The sequence below is a fragment of the Bacillus sp. BSL6 genome (assembly GCF_052928345.1).
The window spans coordinates 316,432-335,509 of sequence record NZ_JAVGCW010000003.1; the positions used below are offsets into that span (position 1 = coordinate 316,432).

The window sequence follows — 19,078 nt, forward strand, 5'->3', positions numbered from 1 at the left end:
AGGTGTCGTTTACAATTGTATCATGTCTGATAATTAAGCGGTTTAATTCAAAAAAGGAAACCAAAACCAAAAGAACAAACGCTTCTAAAAAACGTTCGTCCAAAGGTAATTACTATTTTAGCTAAGAAATAGATTATAATTTGTGAGTACGAGAAAGCTTTTTTATAAGAGTAGGAAAAATAGATGTTAGTTCCTGCTTCATACGCTTCGTAAAAGATGGATCTTTACCTGAAGTTGAAATCGTTACAACATATTCACCATTTCGGATGACACCCGGTGTGTGAAACGATGATTCTGTACCGTCACTTACAACGTTAACCCATTGAAAATCATGGGCGGCCTGTTTGACCATCATATTTACAGCATGTTGATTTGTAGCTGCATAAATAAGATGAGCATCTTTAATATCATCATTACTAAAAGTTTTTTGCTTCCAAGTAATATAAGGAAGTTCCTTCATTTCCTTGCAAATTTCTGGGCTGACAACGGTGACAAAAGCGCCTGTATCTTTTAATCTAGACGCTTTTCGATATGCGATTTTACCTCCACCAATGATAACGACCACTTTATTATGTAGATTAAACATAAGAGGGTACATGTTATACATACACATATTCCTCCATTCGTTCTAACAATGTTAATTTCATATATGTATCAAACTGAAGACAGTTACAAGTTGTAACGTGATCGTATTTTTTTGTATGCAACTTAATTTTTTGAAGCAATAATCCAGTAAAGAGAAGGTACGGCATGACATATACATGAGATGCAGTCGATGTTATAGTCTTGAGCTCAGCAGTAAAAGAGGGCGTTCCTTTCGTTAAAAAGGAGCACGATACTGGTATACTGAGTTTTTGTTCGACAGCTACTCCAATTTGCTGTAACTCATGTATGGGCTGGGGGTCACTACTACCTCTTCCTACGAGTAAAATACTACTATTTTGCATTGGCATAGCTTCACGTATTCTTTTCACTACAAGTTCAACCATATGCGGATGCGTACTAAAAGGTGGTACAACTGAAAATGTTATATGTGGATATTGCTTTTGCATTTGTTCTATCTCAAAAGGAATATCACATTTATAGTGAGCTGCTGCAAATAATAAAACAGGTACAATCATTATTTCAGTTGCTCCCTCTAGTATCGTTTCTGTAACTGCATCCGAAATGGTAGGTGTCGTTAGTTCTAGAAAAGCTATTTTTTGGATTCTTTCGTTACGTTCTTTCATAACAGATTGAATAAAGTGAATGAATTGTTCGTTACCTTCTTGTAACCGGCTCCCGTGTCCAACATATACAATTCCTTTCATTGTCTTACCATATCTTTTTTCATAAGAGTTTCTTGTAATTGATGATCTACGTTATGAAACCCGACTTTATTTGCATAGTGTAAAGTTGGAACGTCGGTATACGAGAATGGGAGAGTAACAATATCGATAAAGCCAAGACGTTTTACTTCTGCTAGAAACGTATCAATAGAAGCGCGTCCTTCAAATACAATGCTATCCCATAAGAATTCTGAAAGCATACGAGAATGGACTTCATCGAAGCGATGATCAATTGTATACTTATGAGTCATCATATAGGAGCCGGCACCAATTTTCTCTTGAATAAAAGCAATCCGATTAATATTTCTGCCTAAATAAACAGTTGTATCGGAAGAGAACTTTGCTTCTTTACTTAGTAGGCCATATTGCATAAGTTTTTCTTGAGTGGCAACGTTCATGTGTTGCAGCTCTGCCTGTAAGGAACGAATATCTTTCTGGTATTTACTACATGATTGCATCAAAATTTCTACACTTTCAGCTGAACAAAAAACAAGGCGATCAACGTTAAAAATTTCATTGATTTGTTCAAGTGTTAATGTATATTCTTCCTTTTTGAAAGTTGGAATTTGATATATTTCTGCACCAGCTTCTTGTAACCTTTGCTTCATTACACTTGTTTTATTTGTTGCGGATGTAAATAAAACTTTTTTACCATGTAATGGTTTACGTTCTTTCCAAGCGATTTGATTACGTAAGGAAACGACATCACCAACAATTGTCATAGAAGGGTTAGAAATATTTTCATTTTTGACGATAGAAACAATGGTAGATAGTGTTCCTGTGACAACGCGCTGTTTACCAGTTGTACCCCATTCAATGACTGCTACTGGCGTATCTTCTTTCTTTCCTGCTTGTCGTAAGTTTTCGCAAATTGTAGGTAAGTTTTTTATACCCATGTAGTAGGCAATCGTATCGCTATTGTGAGATGAATTATATTTTCCATGATCGGTTAAAGGACCTTTTGCATGTCCGGTTAGTAAAGTAACGCTATTACTGTAGTTACGGTGGGTAAGGGGGATACCTGCATAGCTACTAGCGGCGATGCTAGATGTAATGCCTGGTACAATTTCATATGGAATATTTGCTGCTGCTAAAGTTTCTGCTTCTTCACCAACACGGCCAAAAATAGATGGATCTCCGCCTTTTAATCGGACAACAATTTTTCCCTCTTTTGCAAATTGAAGAAGGTGTGCGTTAATCATTTCTTGTCGCATAATATGATTCTTTGGCATTTTTCCGCAATACATAAGTTCACATGTTTGTTTTGTATAGCTAAGAAAGAAAGGGTTTAGTAAACGGTCATATAAAACAATATCTGCACGTTTTAAACACTCTATCGCTTTCTTTGTAATAAGCCCTTCATCACCTGGTCCTGCACCAACTAAATATACATATCCGTTCATATAATTGCACCTCATCTAGTTTTATTTAAAAGGAAGCCAGGGGGGAGGCTTCCTTTTGTAAATTACATATATATATAAATGTCACCATCAATGACTTCTACTTCGTACGTTTGAATACAACCGTCATCAGGTTGTTGAACTTCACCTGTTAGTAATGAAATCTTCCAATCATGCAGTGGACAAAAGACGAATTCACCAGATACAATTCCTTCTGCTAACGGTCCGTTTTTATGAGGACAACGATTTTCTACAGCTCGAATATCACCATTTGAAAGGCGGAATAGGGCGATAGACATACCTTTCATTTGTACCTCTTTACCGATTTGAATAGGAAGATCTTCTGCACGCATAACTTTTATTTTTTCTTTCGTTTGTATCATATAGATCACAGCTCCTTATTTCACAGTTTCTACTTCATACATCGCTTTTAATGATTTTGTTTCTAGTGCTTGTCCCCAAGCTTCTTTATATGTGCCACGAGCTGTTTGGAAACGTTCATTTAACTTAGTGACGATATTTACATCTTGCAGTATTTCTTTTATGTGATCGAAGCCTAATCGTTCTGTCCAGTAGGCAGTACGCTCTCCGTAAATACCAGTTTCACGATAATATTGCATGTAAGCTGTAGCGATGCGAAGAACATCATCTTCAGTAGGGACAATCATTACAAAATCAGCTTCACGTACTTCTGTACCACCATTTCCACCAATATAAAGTTGGTATCCATTTTCGACACAAACAACGCCAAAATCTTTCGTAAGTACTTCCGCACAGTTACGCGGACAGCCCGTTACACCCATCTTCATTTTATGAGGTGTATCTACCATTTCTAAGGATTGTTCAAGGAGCATACCAAGTCCTAATGAATCTTTCGTACCGAAACGGCAGAAACGAGAGCCAACACATGATTTTACATTACGAAGAGATTTTGAATACGCATATCCAGAAGTCATATTTAAGTCAGCCCATACGTTAGGTAAATCTTGTTTCTTAACACCGTATAAGCCAATTCGACTTGCACCGGTAATTTTCACAAGTGGAACATTATACTTTTTCGCAACTTCAGCAATTTTCATTAAATCATCTGCTGTTGTAACGCCTCCGTACATACGTGGAATAACAGAGAATGTACCATCGTGCTGGATGTTACCATTCATTCTTTCATTAACGAAACGGGAGGCTTTATCATCTTCATATTCTTCTGGAATCGCCATACGTAAATAGTAGTTCAAAGCAGGACGACATTTCGAACAGCCATCTTCATGTACAAAACCAAGAACATTTCGTACTTCTTTTGGTGATTTTAAGCCTTTTTCATGAATTGCCGCTACGACTTCATCACGTGATAAAGGTGTACATCCGCACATACCAGCAGACTGGGCTGAGGCATCAAAAGCATCTCCGAGTGTATGAGATAAAACTTGTTCTACAAGTGGACGACATTTACCACATGACCCTGCGGCTTTCGTACAGCCTTTAACTTCTTCAAAAGTCGTTAACTCTTGTTCTAAAATGGCATGTACGATTGTTCCTTTCGTAACACCATTACATCCACAAATCGTGTCATCCGCACTCATTGTAGCAACATCAAGTTCACTTTCTTCACCAGCTTTGTGAAGAATGGACGCTGGTGTATATTCTTGTATATCTTCTTCTTTCTTTAACACGCTAAAGAGGCGTGTACCATCAGCTGTGTCACCATATAAAACGATACCGACGACTTTATTGTCACGAATTAATACTTTTTTATAGGAACGTTTGCATTCATTAAAGATGGATATTGCTTTCGTTTGATCATCTTCATAAATTTGGCCTGCAGAGAATAAATCACAACCAGCAACTTTTAATTGCGTACCGACGATACTGCCCGAATATCCATCAGTTTGTAAATTTGTTATATGTTTTGCTAATATTGCACCTTGTTCATAAAGAGGAGCAACAAGTCCATATGCGATACCGTCATGTTCTGCACATTCGCCAACTGCATAAATGGACTCATCATTTGTTAGCATATAGTCATTGACTACAATGCCGCGATTGACAATTAAACCAGCATCTCTTGCTATTTGCGTATTTGGTCGGATTCCGACAGCCATTACGATTAAATCACAATCTACAACTTCACCATCTTCAAATTGAATGCCCTCAACATGGTTTGTACCAAGAATTTTTACAGTTTTCTTTTCCATTAGAAACTTCATGCCTTGTGCTTCTAGATCTTCACGCAGTAGAGAAGCTGCTTTCGTATCTAGTTGTTGCTCCATTAAGCTAGGCATTAAATGAACAACATGTACGTCCATTCCTAAGTCAATAAGACCTCTTGCTGCTTCTAAACCAAGTAATCCACCACCAATGACAACGGCCTTTTTCTTTTCTTTAGCAGTATCCATCATAAACTGTGTATCTTCAATAGTTCGAAAACCTGTTACACCAGGAAGAGTGGAACCTTCAACCGGTAAAATAAAAGCACTAGAACCTGTTGCAATAATAAGTTTGTCATATGTAAGAGTACGATTCTTTTCTGTAATAATAACTTTTTCTTCTCGGTCAATACTTTGGACTCTTTCATTTGTATACAAAGTTATTTCGTTTTCTTCATACCAACTGTATTCATTCATAATGATATCTTGTATATTTGTTTTACCTTGTAAAACATGAGAGAGCATAATGCGATTATAGTTTGGGTGTGGTTCATCTCCAAAAATAGTAATCTCATATGAATCACAATCATGTTTTAATATTTCTTCCATACAACGTATGCCAGCCATACCATTTCCGATCATAACTAAACGTTTTTTCATTTTCGTTTCCCCTTTTTATGTGAAATGTTGAACAAAGGATTATATTTTTATTATAGAAAATCAAGAAAGGGGGAGATGTGATATTTATCACATTTTTATAATGATTCACAAATTGTTAAAATTCGGATTTATGTGAGGGTGATGTGGATAGGTTTCGCAAAATGAAAAAGCAGGACATCAGTATGTATACTCATGTCCTGCACTTTATTTACGCTCTCGTAATGGCACGTGGAAATAAAATATTATTTTCTAAATGAATGTGCTCAAATAAATCAGACTCTAACGCTTCAAGGCGATTGTAAACAAGTCGATAAGTGCCGCAAGCTCCTTCTGGAGGAGTAAAGTCATGTGTAACTTTACGAAGCTCTTTAATAATGTTGCCAGCGTGGTTATGTTCATTTTCTAGTTCATCTACTACTTTACGTAACTTTGCATAGTTTTCATCAGTTGGATTTTTTTCAAATTCTAAAATTAATGGGAAATCTTCTGTTTCTTCTTTAATTAAATGCTGTTCTAATTCCATTTTAAGTTCATGAAATAGCTTATGAATCTTAGCTAAATGCGGCTGATTTGCTCCATGAACACGTAATACTTTCGTCACATAAGGACTTAACTGTGGTAACTCTTCATTTAAATAACGATGATGCTTATGAATTACATAATCAATCAATTCACGATAAGAAGCATTTTTCCAATCAATTTCAGATTCATTTAATCGTTTCGTATTATGATAAAGCGTATTTAACTCTGTAATTACTTCAGTAGCTGATAAATTTCTTTCATGAATTGCATCAATAAGTGGCTTATTACCGCCACAACAAAAATCTATTCTATAGGATTTAAAAAGATCACTAGCTTTCGGAAACTGTGTAACAATCTCACCGACAATAGAAGTTTCAGTAAATGTATGTTCCATATGAATGCCTCCATAAAGTTTAAATGTAATATCTAAATTAAGAATAGCGATAAATGAAAAACAACGTGGTGATTGAAATCACTTATTATGTGTCAGTTTTGAGAATAATAGGAGTGGTATTTAACAGAGGACATTAATATTTTTAATAGACTGATGAACATTTATTTGTATATAGGAGAAAATGGATATATTTCCTATTACATTTTTTAATAAAATCCATAAAGTATAATATATAGATTGAGAGGAGGGAATTTGAATGGAATTTCAATTGTTAGTGAATTGTGTGTTACAAGAAGGTAATGCTTACTTTCTAGTAACGAAGGTAGACGATGTAATTACTTTGAAAGTACCGATTACAGCGGGAGTAGCAGGTTTATTCTTAGCTTTCGGTGTACCAAGATGTTCTTAATTTAAATCTCTGCAGTAGAAAGGGGAGGACAAGCCTCTTTCTACTATTACATAATAATTTTATGTAAACTAAAATTATATTTTATTAATAGCACATTTAAAATGGACATGCATATACTATAATGTTTTTTAAGTTATGAAAATTAAAGAGGTGCTATTATATATGAAAAGAAGGACATTTGATATTCCAGTTACATTGCGAAGAGAGTGGTTTTTAATAGAATTAGCCCATTTAACGAAGAAATATGGAATTGAAATTGCAACTAGCAAAATGGAAGCTGCACCGTTTTTAAGAGATCAAGTTACGGAATCAAAAATAGGGTCAGGGCTCCAATACGATAAATATGATGATGAGTATATAATTGAAAATTAAAGGATAAGAGCAAAACAAATTTCTTTATAACAAAATATAAAATAAAGCAGATTCTAAATATGGAATCTGCTTTATTATGAAATACTTTTAGTCAACTAACCTCTTTCTAGTGTTTTTCCTACATATTTCACTTGCGTTATTCCAAAAGATTCACGAAGAATGCGAGCATAATCTTTTAATTCTATTGGACGTTTATTTTTGGTGCCTTTAAAGGTTTCTGTATAATTTTTATTTGTTAATGATATGTGACCATAATTAGTTAATTTACAAGTGATAGCTCCTTTATTAAAAGGAGATTCTTTATGTTCTACAATGATTTTCTGGATATTATTAACCTTTTTCTCATCTATTGGATTTAAAGTGAAGGCATAGCCTATTTTCCATTCATCTGAAGGTTCAGATTGCAAGAAATTTGTAGATTCCCCGTTAGCTCCTTTTCTCATTTCTAAAATGTGTGTACCTTTTCGGGTAATTCGTTTGCGAATTCGATATTCACCCGTTTGAGAAGAGATGACTTTTCCGTTAAAAGGGACTGGATGTAAAGGTAGATGAGAGGCAAAACCGGCGTCTATAACATAATCTTTATTATTATGATGTAATATGATAATGACATGACCATCATCGGGTTTCCATTTATTATCATAAAGGTCATAAACAGTACCAGCTACTTTATATACTTGAAATCCACAATCCATTAAAAAGTAATACAATAAGGAGTTTAATTCATAACAAAGACCGCCTCGTTTTTGAATAAGTAACTTTTCTATTAAGTTATTTTTTGAGATGTTTTTAATAGTACCAGCCATAATATCGAGATTTTCATAGGGGAGAATCAATCCCATTTTTAAGAGAATTGCATCTAAATCATCAAATGTTATTTCTTTTGCAGGAATTTTTAATCGTTTAAAAAACTCCTTTTGTAAATCGGTCATCATAAAGCATTCTCCTTTCTTTTTACAGAATTTTCTTCTGCTCACCGATAGGTTAGTACTTTTAAAAGTTTAATTCAAGTCTGCGAAAATTATCATAATATATGTTTCTGGAAATATTAGTATCTATTCATAAAATTCAGTTTAATATTTAATGATAGGAAAGTCTTACAATATTAGCTTCTATTTTGTTTAGTTTGTATTTAATTAAATAAAAGCACATATATTCATTAACTTTTTTTATAACTAGCTGGTAATAAAGTGTTTTTTTACTAAAGTTTTTTCAAGATTTGTATGCTTTATATAAACAATAATAATTGGGGGATATTAGATTCAGTAAAGTTAACAATTGTTGAGAAACTTTTTTGTAGCATTCACTCAAAAGGAAGAGATAGAAACAAAGAGAATAACGTGTGTTAAGGAAGAAGGGGGACTAGTAATCTCTTAAGAATAGGGACAGGGTCTTGTTTAAGTACAAAGATTATCTAGTATTAAGAGAGAAGATAAAAAATATTACAACGAGCACCTTCTTTCAAAAAAAGTGGGGGGAGTAACATGCGATTGATGAGAAGATGTGTTGCCGTACTAATTGTATTTTTTATCATGGTTCCAATGATTAGCACAAATGTGCGAGCAGAAGTTGTAAAAGAGCTTAAAACAGGCTTTCCAGATCAAGAAGTCTTTACACCAGGAGAATGGTTTTTAGGTCAAAAACCTGCTAATTATGATGAAAGTAAGCCTCCAATTCTCTTTGTGCAAGGAAGGAATGGTAATGCTGATAGTTGGTATGGAAAGACAGTATATCACGATATGAATGATATGTATGACTATGCTTTGAAAGCAGGCTATCAAACAGTATTTATACAATTATATGATGCTGCTGGGAAAGGGTCAGCTAGTCAGTGGGATAACGGAAAATTGTTAGCACAAAAATTAGAAGAAATATATAATCATTTCGGTAAAAAAGTTAATATTGTAGCACATAGTAAAGGTGGTATCGATACACAAGCTGCATTAGTAGAATATGGGGCAAATCGATTTGTCGGAAATGTTATTACACTTGCGACGCCACATCATGGATCAAACTTAGCGGATTTATCATATAGTTGGTGGGCAGGATGGCTTGCTTCTATATTAGGTCAAAAAGATGATGGTACGTATTCATTACAAATGGGCGAAATGGCAAAATTTCGTTCAACGATTGATAATAATCCAGCAGCTAAATTAAACCGTTATTATACAGTTACTGGGACTAGCTGGGGCCCTGTATTTTCGGCGTTATCAATGGGTGGATTATATTTGTCATCATACGGTTCAAATGATGGACTAGTAAATGAGTGGAGTGCTAAGCTGCCGTATGGAACGCATTTATTTACAGATTCTAGATTTGATCATGATAATATACGAAAAGGATCTGCTGTGTTCTCACGAATTGAACCGTATTTACGTACAGCAAATGTACCGGTTCCAGCTTTAGTAGCATCCAGCACTAGTTCAAATGAAAATATAGAACAATTAAATACAACTTCAAATCAAAGCATTTTAGGAGGGGAATTGCCACAAAATCAGTGGATAGAGCAAACTGTTGCGGTTGATAAAAAGGCAGAAGGAATTGTTTCTATATTAACTGCTTCGTCGGATGTAGAAGTACAAATGATATCACCAAAAGGAAAAGTGTATACAAATAAAGATAGTGTTATAACTACTGGTGAAGATGAATCTTTCTTTGGTGGCGCGACAATTAAAACATTTAAATTTGATAAAATGGATGTAGGAGAATGGAAAGTTAAAATGATGGCGAAGCAGTCGAAAGATGCATATTTAGTTGTAAGCGATTACAAGAATAGCGCACCATTTGTTCTTCAAATGCCTACAAAAGTAAAAGCAAATAAATCTGAGTATAAACTGAAAAAATCACCTATGGCACCTGAAATGAAAGGAAATCTTTCCATAACAGTAAGAGTCGTGAATAAAGAAGGGAAACTAGTCTCTGAATATAATGAATTACAAAATGTGAATAACAATACATTTACTGGTGCTTTGAAGGACATAAAGCAACCAGGAGTATATAACGTTACGATGGATATAAAAGGGATGAATAAAGAAGGACAACCATATAATCGTACAATCGTTAAGTCGGTTTATGTGGAGAAATAAGAAAGAATGAGAAAAAAGTACCGAATTTTTGTAGTAGAAGAGCTCGGTACTTTTTTCATGTTTATTAGATTAACAGAAAGGTATAATGGGAATTTTTGAAGGCACAAAGGTTAAGTATTTGGTAGAGAATTCTTGAAATGTAGCAGGAATGCTTTTTATATTGTAATTGCACCTGCAAAAGTAAAACGAGTATCTTCAGTTACAATGATGTGATTGTTTAAGTGAATTTATATCTTTTAAATATTTGTATATATAAGGTTTGGAGTCGTTGACCTTTATTTACGTAGCACGGCAGGAAGAAGAGAAAAAGTATCGAATGAATGTACATATGTAGTATTGTTTGCTTTTGGTGTGAATAGTAGTAAAAGATACGTTGAAATATTTTATACGGTAACAAAAGAGCGATTAAATAATAGAGGGAGCAACTTACATGGAAAATATATTAAAGGTATCTTCAAAATCAAAACCAAATTCAGTGGCAGGTGCAATTGCAGGTGTACTAAGAACAAGTGGAAATGTAGAAATTCAAGCGATTGGAGCTGGTTCATTAAACCAAGCGATTAAAGCAATTGCAATCGCAAGAGGATTTGTTGCTCCAGGTGGTATCGATTTAGCCTTCGTTCCAGCATTTCAAGAGGTTACTATTAATGATCAAGAAAGAACGGCGATTAAATTGATTATAGGTCCTAGGAAGAAACGTTCTTAAAAAGAGTATTGATAAGTGGGATTTGAAAAAACTGATAGATAAAGTAATAAAAAGACCACTCTCATTTTGAAGTGGTCTTTTGTATTTTCGTACTTCATATTATGGATACACCCCACATACTGAATTCGTAGTGGTATTCAGTGCGCTCAATAACGATCCCGAATTCTAAATCATCCCCAGCTAATACAAAATCTGCATATCCAGTTAGAAATTTTGATATGGTTGATAACTCTTCTAAATTCTCAAATACTTCACCAATGTTCAGTTTAACTGCTTCAAATTTACCACCCTTAGAGAAAAAGAGTCTCCCTTGATCAACTGGAAATTTAATGGTTTTAGCTGTTTCTTTTAACAGTACTATTGATAGTCTTCTGTTTTCTTCATAATTAGTGCTACCAAAGTTTTTTATGTTTGAAGTTTGTGTTAGCATGTTAAATAAGTCTTTACAAAATAAATCATTAGATTCTGGATCCATAAATGAGTCCATAGAAACTGTAACAATATTAGAAAGTTCGTCTACGAGTTCTTTTCTACTACCAGTTCTTTTTGCTTTCATTTTTAGAATTTCAATTCGGCTTTTATTCATATTACTCAAAAATTTTCACACCTTTACTCGCGTGGTGGGTGAATAAAACCACTTACTTCGACAAAGTAATTATAGCACAGGGGAGTAATCTTGGTGGGAATTAGAAAAGAAAATCTTGTTGAAATGACAGCTGAAATTGATTTAGAAATAAACGGAATATATATTGTTGAAAATGGTCAGGTTCAGCTAATAGAACCACCCAAAAGTGGATTTGGTGAACAATCATTTATATATCAAAGTGGAAAAGTAATTCGGATAGAAGAGCGGAAGACAAGATTAATTTAATACTATTTTAGAAAAGATATAACGTGAAAAATAAAAAGTGCCACAAATGTTTGTACAGCAGACATTTGTGGCACTTTTATCTTTTTATAGAGCATAAAATGAATGAAACTAAAACTGCTCATTCTTCTCCCAAGATTCTACAATATAATGAGCAATTGTCGGATTAAATCCTTTCCCAACTAAAAACATAATCGCAGCAACTTCTGTTAAAGCGTGTTTGTGTGATGTATGTTTCGCTTCATTTAAACCATAATCTACCCAAGGTTTTACGAAATCTAGTACAGGTTTCTTTAAAGGTAAGAACTGTGTACCGACAACTTGTTGAATCTGTTGTTGCGTTGGTTCTGTAATTGGTCCAGGTGGTAAAATTTGAGGCTGTGTAATATCCAATGTTGGTCCAGGTGGTAAAATTTGTGGTTGTGTAATATCGAAAGTTGGCGGTTTAGGTGGTGAGACACGTGCGTCGTAGTTTGGTTGATACATTTGTTGTTGTACTTGAGTTTGTTGTGGCTGAGTTGGGTATGGGTTTTGTTGAAACTGTTGTTCTTGAGTTTGCGGTGCTACATATGGATTTTGTTGAAACTGTTGTTCTTGAGTTTGCGGTGCTACATATGGATTTTGTTGAAACTGTTGTTCTTGAGTTTGCGGTGCTACATATGGATTTTGTTGAAATTGTTGCTCTTGAGTTTGTGGTACTGCATATGGATTTTGAGGATATTCGTAACTTGGACGTGTGTCATATGGATTTTGTTGAAATTGTTGTTCTTGAGTTTGTGGCGCTGCATATGGATTTTGTTCATATTGTTGCTCTTGTTCTTCATATTGTTCTGTATATCTTTGTTCTTGTTCTTGCACCTGAGGGTAAAATGGTTGTTGTGGGTAAGGCGGTTGATTATTATAGAACATATTTATTCCTCCTTCATGATGATGCCTACCACCTAGTGTATGGGCGGACAAGAAAATATGTGATGAAAAAATGCGGGCGTGTTACAATAAGTAACTGGGTGAAGATAAAATGACAAAACAAGAAAAGATAGAAAAAACAATTACTTTTGTAAAACATATTTTAGAAAAAGATGCCAGTGGGCATGATTGGTATCATATTGAGCGTGTACATAAACTGGCGATTTCTTTATCCGAGCAAGAAGGAGGAAATCGTTTTATAATTGAAATGGCAGCATTACTTCACGATGTGGCAGATGAGAAGTTAAATGAAAGTGAAGAAGCAGGAATGAAAAAAGTTTCTGATTGGTTAGAAGAGTTACATGTTGAAGAAGAGGAAAGTAAGCATGTTCTTCATATTATCGCCAATATGTCTTATAAAGGTGGTCATGGCGGTAAAGTGGAGTCAATTGAAGGGAAGATTGTTCAAGATGCAGATCGCTTAGACGCTCTTGGTGCTATTGGAATAGCTCGCACATTTGCGTATGGTGGGGCGAAAGGGAGACTAATGTATGATCCAACTATTCCTCCTCGTGAAGTGATGACGAAAGATGAATATAGAAAAAATAATGACCCATCTTTAAATCATTTTTATGAAAAACTTTTAAAACTAAAAGACTTAATGAATACGAATGCAGCAAAACAAGAGGCTGAAGTTCGTCATCGTTATATGGAACAGTTTATTGAACAATTTATGAAAGAGTGGAATGCACAAATATGAAAATGTTAACTGTGGAAAACTTATCAAAATCATATGGAGAGAAACCGTTATTTGATGGATTATCATTTAGTATTGCAGAAGGACAACGTGCCGGAATTATCGGTGTAAATGGTACTGGTAAATCAACTTTATTAAAAATTATTGCAGGGGCAGAAATTCCTGACACAGGTGATATGACTCATTCACGTGGGTATACAATTAGTTATTTATCACAGCAACCAGAGTTTGATGAACAATTAACAGTATTAGAACAAGTCTTCCATGGTGATACACCTTTAATTCGTCTTCTTCGTGATTATGAAAAGGCGCTATTACATATCGAAAAAGATCCAAGTAATGAAAAGGTACAGGAACAATTATTTGCAGTGCAACAACGTATGGACGCAATGAGTGCGTGGGAAGCAAATGCGAATGCAAAATCGTTATTAACGAAACTAGGAATTACGGATTTCACAGCAATTGTTGGAAATTTATCTGGTGGGCAGAAAAAACGTATTGCGATGGCGCAGTGTTTTATTGAAACACCGGATCTATTAATTTTAGATGAGCCTACGAACCATCTTGACCATGAGACAGTTGAGTGGTTAGAGGAATATTTAGCAAGGTACACAGGTGCGGTATTACTTGTAACCCATGATCGTTATTTCTTAGATCGTGTGACGAATCGTATTTTCGAATTAGATAATGGAAAATTGTATAGTTATGAAGGGAATTACAGTACGTTTTTAGAAGCGAAAGCACTTCGTGAAGAACAAGAACTTGCACAAGAATCAAAACGTCAAAACTTATATCGCCGTGAACTAGCGTGGATTCGCCGTGGTGCAAAAGCTCGTTCGACTAAGCAAAAGGCACGTATTCAACGTTTTGAAGAGTTAAAAGGTCAAGAAGGGCCAGCTGCAAAACAGTCAGTTGATATTGCGCTTAGCGGTAGTCGCCTTGGGAAAAAAGTACTTGAGTTAAAAGATGTAACGAAAAAATTTGGCGATAAAACAGTATTAAACAACTTCAATCATATCGTGAAACCAGGCGATCGTATCGGAATTATTGGAGCAAATGGAAGCGGGAAATCTTCGCTATTAAATATGCTTGCAGGTAAAATATCTCCTGATAGTGGTGAAATTGAAGTTGGGCAAACAGTAAAAATCGCTTACTATACGCAAGAAAATGAAGAGATGAATTTAAATCAACGTATGATTGAATACATTAAAGAAATCGCGGAAGTTATTCATACGACAGATGGAAAAGTAATTGGTGCGTCTCAAATGTTAGAACGTTTCTTATTCCCGCCGCATTCACATGGTACACCGCTCGGCAAACTATCTGGTGGCGAGAGAAGACGTTTATACTTATTACGTATATTAATGGGAGAACCGAACGTACTATTACTCGATGAGCCTACGAATGATTTAGATACACAAACATTAACAGTGTTAGAAGATTATTTAGAAGATTTCCCGGGTGTCGTTTTAACTGTATCGCATGATCGTTACTTCTTAGATAAAGTAGTAGATGAATTGTTCATCTTTACGGGAGAAGGAGAAGTGCGCGAATTTCTAGGTAGTTATACGGATTACTTAGAAATGGAAAAAACGAGAGAACTTATTGAGAAAGCGGAAGTGCAGAAAGAGAAAAAAGTAGTAGAAGAAGCACCGAAACAACAACGTAAGCGTAAACTTTCATATAACGAGCAGCGCGAATGGGAAACAATTGAAGATACAATTGCGGAACTTGAAGAAAAGCTAGAATCAATTGGAGAAGAGCTTGCGAATGTTGGTTCTGATTTTACGAAAGCGCAAGAATTGTCTGAAGCACAGCAAAAAACAGAAGAAGAGCTAGAAAAAACGATGGAAAGATGGAGTGAACTATCGGACATTGTTGAAGGATTAAAATAAAAACAAGCTGCATATATTGAAAAGTAAAGAGAAAAACTTTACACTATTGGTAGAACCTATTTTAGGAGGGAAAAAATGAGAACATCTAATCCAATGTTGAAAAAAGAGGCATTCCGTAAAGAAGGAGCAAGTGCTTCTGCGATGACTATTGGCGGAACAGTAGGCAAAACGTTTATTATGCTTATCTTGCTACTTGCAACGTCTGTCTATTCATACATACAGATGATAGAGGGTACGATGAAGATGCCAGTATTAATTGGCGCTTTAATCGTTGCGGCAATCATCGCATTTGCGTCTATGTTCTTCCCACGTATTTCACCTTTTGGTGCACCAATCTATGCAGCAGTAGAAGGGGTTGTGTTAGGCAGTATTTCAGCGGTTTATACAATGAAATTTGGCGATTCTATCGTTTTAAATGCTGTTTTACTAACAATCTCAATTCTATTTGCAATGTTAGTGTTATATGCAACACGTGTAGTAAAAGTAACGGATAAATTCCGTACAGGCGTGATGGCAGCAACACTTGGAATTATGGTTATGTATTTAGTCGTATTTCTACTAAACATGTTTGGTGTAACGGTTCCGTACATTCACCAAGGCGGTACAATCGGTATTATTATTAGTGCAGTTGTTATCGTAGTTGCTGCATTAAACTTATTACTAGATTTCGATTTAATCGAAAATGGTGTACGTAGTCAAGCTCCGAAATATATGGAGTGGTACACTGCAATGGGACTAATGCTTACATTAGTTTGGTTATACTTAGAAATTCTTCGTTTCGTTTCTTACTTTACGAAAAATGACTAATAAAAAATCCTGCATGAAAAATGCAGGATTTTTTGTTTTTCAAAGATAAATTGATGATGTGGTATAATATGGATGTTGGTAACCTTAAATTGAAGGGGATGGAATATGATGAAAGAGAAGAAAGGGATTATGAAAAAACTATTTTCTAAAAGTTTTTTCATAGAACTAGATGATGCTTTAACGTATCCATCGGGAGAAGTTATTACTTCAGCTATTGAAAGTTATGCGGCTGAATGTAATGAACAACTGAAATTTGAGAGTAAAGTAAAACCGATAACTTTTTACTTAGAAGAAGTATTGTATCGTGCGGAAATAAAGATGGCCCGTGGAGGATATTACATTTCATGCAGTGAAGTATAAATTTTGAAACCTTACATGTTTAAAATATGTGAGGTTTCTTTTTTTCTTTTATAGCATAAAAAATAATCTTTTTTACTTTAAAATATATTATTTTACGCTTTTTACCCTTCATACATTTTTATTTACAATGAAGAAAAATATGTGAGGTGGTATAACTTATGATGAATCGAGTTGTATTAATCGGTAGATTGACAAAGGAGCCAGAATTATACTACACAAAGCAAGGCGTCGCGTATGCACGAGCATGTGTTGCGGTGAATAGAGGATTTCGAAATAGTTTAGGTGAACAACAAGTAGACTTTATTAATTGTGTCGTATGGCGAAAATCGGCTGAGAATGTAACTGAATATTGTAAGAAGGGCTCACTTGTTGGGATTACAGGGCGTATTCAGACGAGTAATTACGATGATGAACAAGGCAAGAGAATATATAGAACTGAAGTTGTGATTGAGAGTATAACCTTTTTGGAGAGAAGGCGGGAGGGGGCATCGTAATAAGAGGGTCTAGTAACATAGCCCTCTATCACTTTTGATTAATACCTTCCCAAACAACATCTAATTGTTGATTGAGAATATTTTTCGCATTGATTTCATTTCCATGTAGTAGCGAATGCGACATTAGTGTATAAAAATAAGTGCTCATAACAGTAGAAGTGATAATATGTATATCCCATTGACTGTTTAATTTTCCTGCCTCTTTCGCTTCTGTAATAATTGAAGACAAACCTTCTTGTAGCTGTTGTATACTTTTTAATTCATTTTCTACTAAGTAGTTTGACTTTATAATCTCAAAGACGGCATGCTTCATTAAATCACCATGTCCAGTAAATCGATCCAGTAAATCGCCTAAAACAAGTTTGATTCTTTCTTTTGGATGTTCCACATTTTCGTAAGTTTTTAAACTTTCATTCCATAGCTCAATTTGAGAATCACCTAAAAATAATAATATGTTTTCCTTTTTCGGAAAGTAGTTGAAGAAAGTGCCCTTCGCTATCCCACATGCAGTAGTAATATCTTGAACCGTTACATTTTCGTACCCGCGTTCTTGGAAGAGTTGTACTGCTTTTAGGAATATAAGTTCTTTTAATTCTTTTTTTCTCGTTTCTCTCAGCATATAATCTACTCCTAACACAAACAATTATATCTGTTTAATAGATAATCTCAAATGAAATCTTACTTCATGATTAAGTTTAATGTAATCGAAAGAAGGATAGAGAATGCTGTTTCTTATTTTTATTATAAATGAAAGTTGTATAGTTCATGTGCTTGCCTTTCAAAAATCCATTTTGGAATACGTTTCATTAATTCATTTCTTACTATAGTTAAAGGTTTACTTTCTATTTGCGCCATTTTTCCAACTGTCCACGCAGTGTTTGAGATTTTTTCAATTCTATCCCGTCTTTTTTGTTCGTATTCTATAAATGCTTGACGATAATGGGCATTATTTTTGATGCATTCAGCCAAAATAATCGCATCTTCAATTGCTTGGCAAGCACCTTGGCCTAAATTCGGAGTAAGTGCATGGGCAGCATCCCCAATAAAAACGATGCGTTTTTCAAAAAACTGATTCATTGGCATAATGTCTACAATATCACGATGAATCATATGAACGTCCGATGCATTATGCAAAATAGATGGTATGGGATTGTGGTAAGATTTGAAATGATTATATAAATCTGCTGTTGTGTAAGCTTTGTATTTTGGATCTCTAGCTTTCGCGTTTATGAGCGCATACCAGTATACTTCGTTGTTGGGAAGAGGGACGATACCAAATCTACCGTTCGTTCCCCAAGTTTCAATAAAGTCATTTGTTAAAGAAAGATTATTAGTAGGAGTTATGCCACGCCAACACGTATATCCTGCATAACGATAATTATCCCTTTGTGTTACTTGTTTTCGAACGACAGAATGAATACCATCGGCAGCAATCAGTATATTGCCAAATGCTTCACTACCATCTTGAAATACTATTTTTAAGGCGTCTTCCTCATTTCGTTCTATTTTTACACATTCTTTTCCCCATTCGACAGTATCTTCTTGTAGTTCAGAAAGTAGCAATTGATGTAAATCTTTTCTATGAATAGAGTACATTTTAGGATAACAAGCTGGGATAATCAATTTATTGAAAATCGTTCCTTTTTCGGATACAAGTTTAAAGCCGTTACTTTCATTGCCGAATTTTTTTATTCTCTCAGAAATTCCGTATGGCTCAAGTGCTTGCATTGCATTTGGAGCAATGATAATACCCGCACCAGCAACAGTAGGCTCATTGTTTTTATCATATACTTTTACTTCTATTCCTATTTTTTGTAGGGAAATTGCTGCGCAAAGTCCAGCAATACCGCCACCAATAATTATGACATTGTTCATTTGTTATCACTCCACCTTTGAATGACTTAACCCATAAAATGACCACGGTCATTTTATGGGTTAAGGTTAATCCCTTTTTATGTAATTGTCAATTA

The 19,078-nt window shown here is 34.8% G+C and carries 21 protein-coding genes; 10 read left to right on the top strand and 11 right to left on the bottom strand.

Features of this window, described 5'->3' with window-relative positions:
* Positions 1–133 precede the first annotated feature (133 nt).
* The 6 genes from RCJ96_RS12635 to ric form a co-directional block, all read right to left on the bottom strand.
* Positions 134–607, bottom strand: coding sequence for a precorrin-2 dehydrogenase (locus RCJ96_RS12635; RefSeq protein ID WP_242303623.1), 474 nt, complete (start codon positions 605–607; stop codon positions 134–136).
* Positions 600–1,310, bottom strand: a complete 711-nt coding sequence (locus RCJ96_RS12640) for a sirohydrochlorin chelatase (protein ID WP_242303624.1) — start codon at positions 1,308–1,310, stop codon at positions 600–602. The genes RCJ96_RS12635 and RCJ96_RS12640 overlap by 8 nt, the downstream gene beginning before the upstream one ends.
* Positions 1,307–2,731 carry a uroporphyrin-III C-methyltransferase gene (locus RCJ96_RS12645; protein WP_001014951.1) on the bottom strand — a complete coding sequence of 475 codons (1,425 nt, stop codon included), beginning with the start codon at positions 2,729–2,731 and terminating at the stop codon, positions 1,307–1,309. Before RCJ96_RS12645 ends, RCJ96_RS12640 begins: the two co-directional genes overlap by 4 nt.
* Positions 2,732–2,793: 62 nt before the next feature.
* Positions 2,794–3,111: a nitrite reductase small subunit NirD gene (gene nirD, locus RCJ96_RS12650; RefSeq protein ID WP_074606059.1), complete on the bottom strand. Its 318-nt coding sequence runs from the start codon at positions 3,109–3,111 to the stop codon at positions 2,794–2,796.
* Positions 3,112–3,126: 15 nt separating this feature from the next.
* Entirely contained in the window at positions 3,127–5,532 is a 2,406-nt protein-coding gene (nirB, locus tag RCJ96_RS12655) for an NADPH-nitrite reductase large subunit (protein WP_416503767.1), read from the bottom strand.
* Positions 5,533–5,740: 208 nt separating this feature from the next.
* Positions 5,741–6,448 carry an iron-sulfur cluster repair di-iron protein gene (ric, locus tag RCJ96_RS12660; protein ID WP_074541289.1) on the bottom strand — a complete coding sequence of 236 codons (708 nt, stop codon included), beginning with the start codon at positions 6,446–6,448 and terminating at the stop codon, positions 5,741–5,743.
* A 256-nt stretch (positions 6,449–6,704) separates the two neighbouring features.
* Between ric and exsG the strand changes: the two genes are divergently transcribed.
* Together exsG and RCJ96_RS12670 are read left to right on the top strand one after the other, a co-directional pair.
* Complete coding sequence (gene exsG, locus RCJ96_RS12665) at positions 6,705–6,857, top strand: exosporium protein ExsG (protein WP_000395675.1); 153 nt, start codon at positions 6,705–6,707, stop codon at positions 6,855–6,857.
* Between the two features lie 162 nt (positions 6,858–7,019).
* Entirely contained in the window at positions 7,020–7,229 is a 210-nt protein-coding gene (locus tag RCJ96_RS12670) for a hypothetical protein (RefSeq protein ID WP_000830253.1), read from the top strand.
* A gap of 95 nt (positions 7,230–7,324) precedes the next feature.
* Here RCJ96_RS12670 and RCJ96_RS12675 read toward each other — a convergent pair whose 3' ends face one another.
* The gene (locus RCJ96_RS12675; protein WP_000988051.1) at positions 7,325–8,164 is read right to left on the bottom strand and encodes an arylamine N-acetyltransferase family protein; all 840 of its coding nucleotides are present in this window, start codon (positions 8,162–8,164) and stop codon (positions 7,325–7,327) included.
* A gap of 549 nt (positions 8,165–8,713) precedes the next feature.
* On the opposite strand from RCJ96_RS12675, the gene RCJ96_RS12680 reads away from it, so the two are divergent.
* Together RCJ96_RS12680 and spoVS are read left to right on the top strand one after the other, a co-directional pair.
* Positions 8,714–10,315 carry a lipase family alpha/beta hydrolase gene (locus RCJ96_RS12680; protein ID WP_242303628.1) on the top strand — a complete coding sequence of 534 codons (1,602 nt, stop codon included), beginning with the start codon at positions 8,714–8,716 and terminating at the stop codon, positions 10,313–10,315.
* Between the two features lie 430 nt (positions 10,316–10,745).
* Positions 10,746–11,021, top strand: a complete 276-nt coding sequence (spoVS, locus tag RCJ96_RS12685) for a stage V sporulation protein SpoVS (RefSeq protein ID WP_000427791.1) — start codon at positions 10,746–10,748, stop codon at positions 11,019–11,021.
* 94 nt (positions 11,022–11,115) lie between these two features.
* Here spoVS and RCJ96_RS12690 read toward each other — a convergent pair whose 3' ends face one another.
* The gene (locus RCJ96_RS12690; protein WP_074606071.1) at positions 11,116–11,616 is read right to left on the bottom strand and encodes a YxiF family protein; all 501 of its coding nucleotides are present in this window, start codon (positions 11,614–11,616) and stop codon (positions 11,116–11,118) included.
* 84 nt (positions 11,617–11,700) lie between these two features.
* Here RCJ96_RS12690 and RCJ96_RS12695 point away from each other — a divergent pair, with 84 nt between their 5' ends.
* Positions 11,701–11,892, top strand: a complete 192-nt coding sequence (locus tag RCJ96_RS12695) for a DUF3954 domain-containing protein (RefSeq protein WP_078417153.1) — start codon at positions 11,701–11,703, stop codon at positions 11,890–11,892.
* Between the two features lie 108 nt (positions 11,893–12,000).
* Here RCJ96_RS12695 and RCJ96_RS12700 read toward each other — a convergent pair whose 3' ends face one another.
* Positions 12,001–12,798: a hypothetical protein gene (locus tag RCJ96_RS12700; protein WP_446699793.1), complete on the bottom strand. Its 798-nt coding sequence runs from the start codon at positions 12,796–12,798 to the stop codon at positions 12,001–12,003.
* A 109-nt stretch (positions 12,799–12,907) separates the two neighbouring features.
* On the opposite strand from RCJ96_RS12700, the gene RCJ96_RS12705 reads away from it, so the two are divergent.
* From RCJ96_RS12705 to RCJ96_RS12725, 5 genes are all read left to right on the top strand, one after another.
* Complete coding sequence (locus RCJ96_RS12705; RefSeq protein WP_000165940.1) at positions 12,908–13,555, top strand: HD domain-containing protein; 648 nt, start codon at positions 12,908–12,910, stop codon at positions 13,553–13,555.
* Positions 13,552–15,447, top strand: a complete 1,896-nt coding sequence (locus RCJ96_RS12710; RefSeq protein ID WP_014893791.1) for an ABC-F family ATP-binding cassette domain-containing protein — start codon at positions 13,552–13,554, stop codon at positions 15,445–15,447. The genes RCJ96_RS12705 and RCJ96_RS12710 overlap by 4 nt, the downstream gene beginning before the upstream one ends.
* Before the next feature lie 75 nt (positions 15,448–15,522).
* Entirely contained in the window at positions 15,523–16,254 is a 732-nt protein-coding gene (locus tag RCJ96_RS12715; RefSeq protein WP_001260642.1) for a Bax inhibitor-1/YccA family protein, read from the top strand.
* A gap of 105 nt (positions 16,255–16,359) precedes the next feature.
* Positions 16,360–16,614, top strand: a complete 255-nt coding sequence (locus RCJ96_RS12720; RefSeq protein ID WP_000975123.1) for a DUF4318 domain-containing protein — start codon at positions 16,360–16,362, stop codon at positions 16,612–16,614.
* A 158-nt stretch (positions 16,615–16,772) separates the two neighbouring features.
* The gene (locus tag RCJ96_RS12725; protein ID WP_000982010.1) at positions 16,773–17,108 is read left to right on the top strand and encodes a single-stranded DNA-binding protein; all 336 of its coding nucleotides are present in this window, start codon (positions 16,773–16,775) and stop codon (positions 17,106–17,108) included.
* 28 nt (positions 17,109–17,136) lie between these two features.
* Here RCJ96_RS12725 and RCJ96_RS12730 read toward each other — a convergent pair whose 3' ends face one another.
* Together RCJ96_RS12730 and RCJ96_RS12735 are read right to left on the bottom strand one after the other, a co-directional pair.
* The gene (locus RCJ96_RS12730) at positions 17,137–17,727 is read right to left on the bottom strand and encodes a TetR/AcrR family transcriptional regulator (protein WP_000943171.1); all 591 of its coding nucleotides are present in this window, start codon (positions 17,725–17,727) and stop codon (positions 17,137–17,139) included.
* Positions 17,728–17,849: 122 nt separating this feature from the next.
* A complete protein-coding gene (locus RCJ96_RS12735) occupies positions 17,850–18,983 on the bottom strand; it encodes an FAD-dependent monooxygenase (protein ID WP_416503771.1) in 1,134 nt (377 codons plus the stop codon).
* Positions 18,984–19,078: the final 95 nt, after the last annotated feature.

What these genes read in the sequence shown, in the direction of transcription:
- RCJ96_RS12730 (WP_000943171.1), bottom strand. Translation starts at nt 17,727, where the DNA reads ATGCTGAGAGAAACGAGAAAAAAAGAATTAAAAGAACTTATATTCCTA.
- RCJ96_RS12725 (WP_000982010.1), top strand. Translation starts at nt 16,773, where the DNA reads ATGATGAATCGAGTTGTATTAATCGGTAGATTGACAAAGGAGCCAGAA.
- RCJ96_RS12710 (WP_014893791.1), top strand. Translation starts at nt 13,552, where the DNA reads ATGAAAATGTTAACTGTGGAAAACTTATCAAAATCATATGGAGAGAAA.
- RCJ96_RS12720 (WP_000975123.1), top strand. Translation starts at nt 16,360, where the DNA reads ATGATGAAAGAGAAGAAAGGGATTATGAAAAAACTATTTTCTAAAAGT.
- RCJ96_RS12635 (WP_242303623.1), bottom strand. Translation starts at nt 607, where the DNA reads ATGTATAACATGTACCCTCTTATGTTTAATCTACATAATAAAGTGGTC.
- exsG (WP_000395675.1), top strand. Translation starts at nt 6,705, where the DNA reads ATGGAATTTCAATTGTTAGTGAATTGTGTGTTACAAGAAGGTAATGCT.
- nirD (WP_074606059.1), bottom strand. Translation starts at nt 3,111, where the DNA reads ATGATACAAACGAAAGAAAAAATAAAAGTTATGCGTGCAGAAGATCTT.
- RCJ96_RS12640 (WP_242303624.1), bottom strand. Translation starts at nt 1,310, where the DNA reads ATGAAAGGAATTGTATATGTTGGACACGGGAGCCGGTTACAAGAAGGT.
- RCJ96_RS12645 (WP_001014951.1), bottom strand. Translation starts at nt 2,731, where the DNA reads ATGAACGGATATGTATATTTAGTTGGTGCAGGACCAGGTGATGAAGGG.
- nirB (WP_416503767.1), bottom strand. Translation starts at nt 5,532, where the DNA reads ATGAAAAAACGTTTAGTTATGATCGGAAATGGTATGGCTGGCATACGT.
- spoVS (WP_000427791.1), top strand. Translation starts at nt 10,746, where the DNA reads ATGGAAAATATATTAAAGGTATCTTCAAAATCAAAACCAAATTCAGTG.
- RCJ96_RS12735 (WP_416503771.1), bottom strand. Translation starts at nt 18,983, where the DNA reads ATGAACAATGTCATAATTATTGGTGGCGGTATTGCTGGACTTTGCGCA.
- RCJ96_RS12675 (WP_000988051.1), bottom strand. Translation starts at nt 8,164, where the DNA reads ATGATGACCGATTTACAAAAGGAGTTTTTTAAACGATTAAAAATTCCT.
- RCJ96_RS12700 (WP_446699793.1), bottom strand. Translation starts at nt 12,798, where the DNA reads ATGTTCTATAATAATCAACCGCCTTACCCACAACAACCATTTTACCCT.
- RCJ96_RS12705 (WP_000165940.1), top strand. Translation starts at nt 12,908, where the DNA reads ATGACAAAACAAGAAAAGATAGAAAAAACAATTACTTTTGTAAAACAT.
- ric (WP_074541289.1), bottom strand. Translation starts at nt 6,448, where the DNA reads ATGGAACATACATTTACTGAAACTTCTATTGTCGGTGAGATTGTTACA.
- RCJ96_RS12715 (WP_001260642.1), top strand. Translation starts at nt 15,523, where the DNA reads ATGAGAACATCTAATCCAATGTTGAAAAAAGAGGCATTCCGTAAAGAA.
- RCJ96_RS12670 (WP_000830253.1), top strand. Translation starts at nt 7,020, where the DNA reads ATGAAAAGAAGGACATTTGATATTCCAGTTACATTGCGAAGAGAGTGG.
- RCJ96_RS12680 (WP_242303628.1), top strand. Translation starts at nt 8,714, where the DNA reads ATGCGATTGATGAGAAGATGTGTTGCCGTACTAATTGTATTTTTTATC.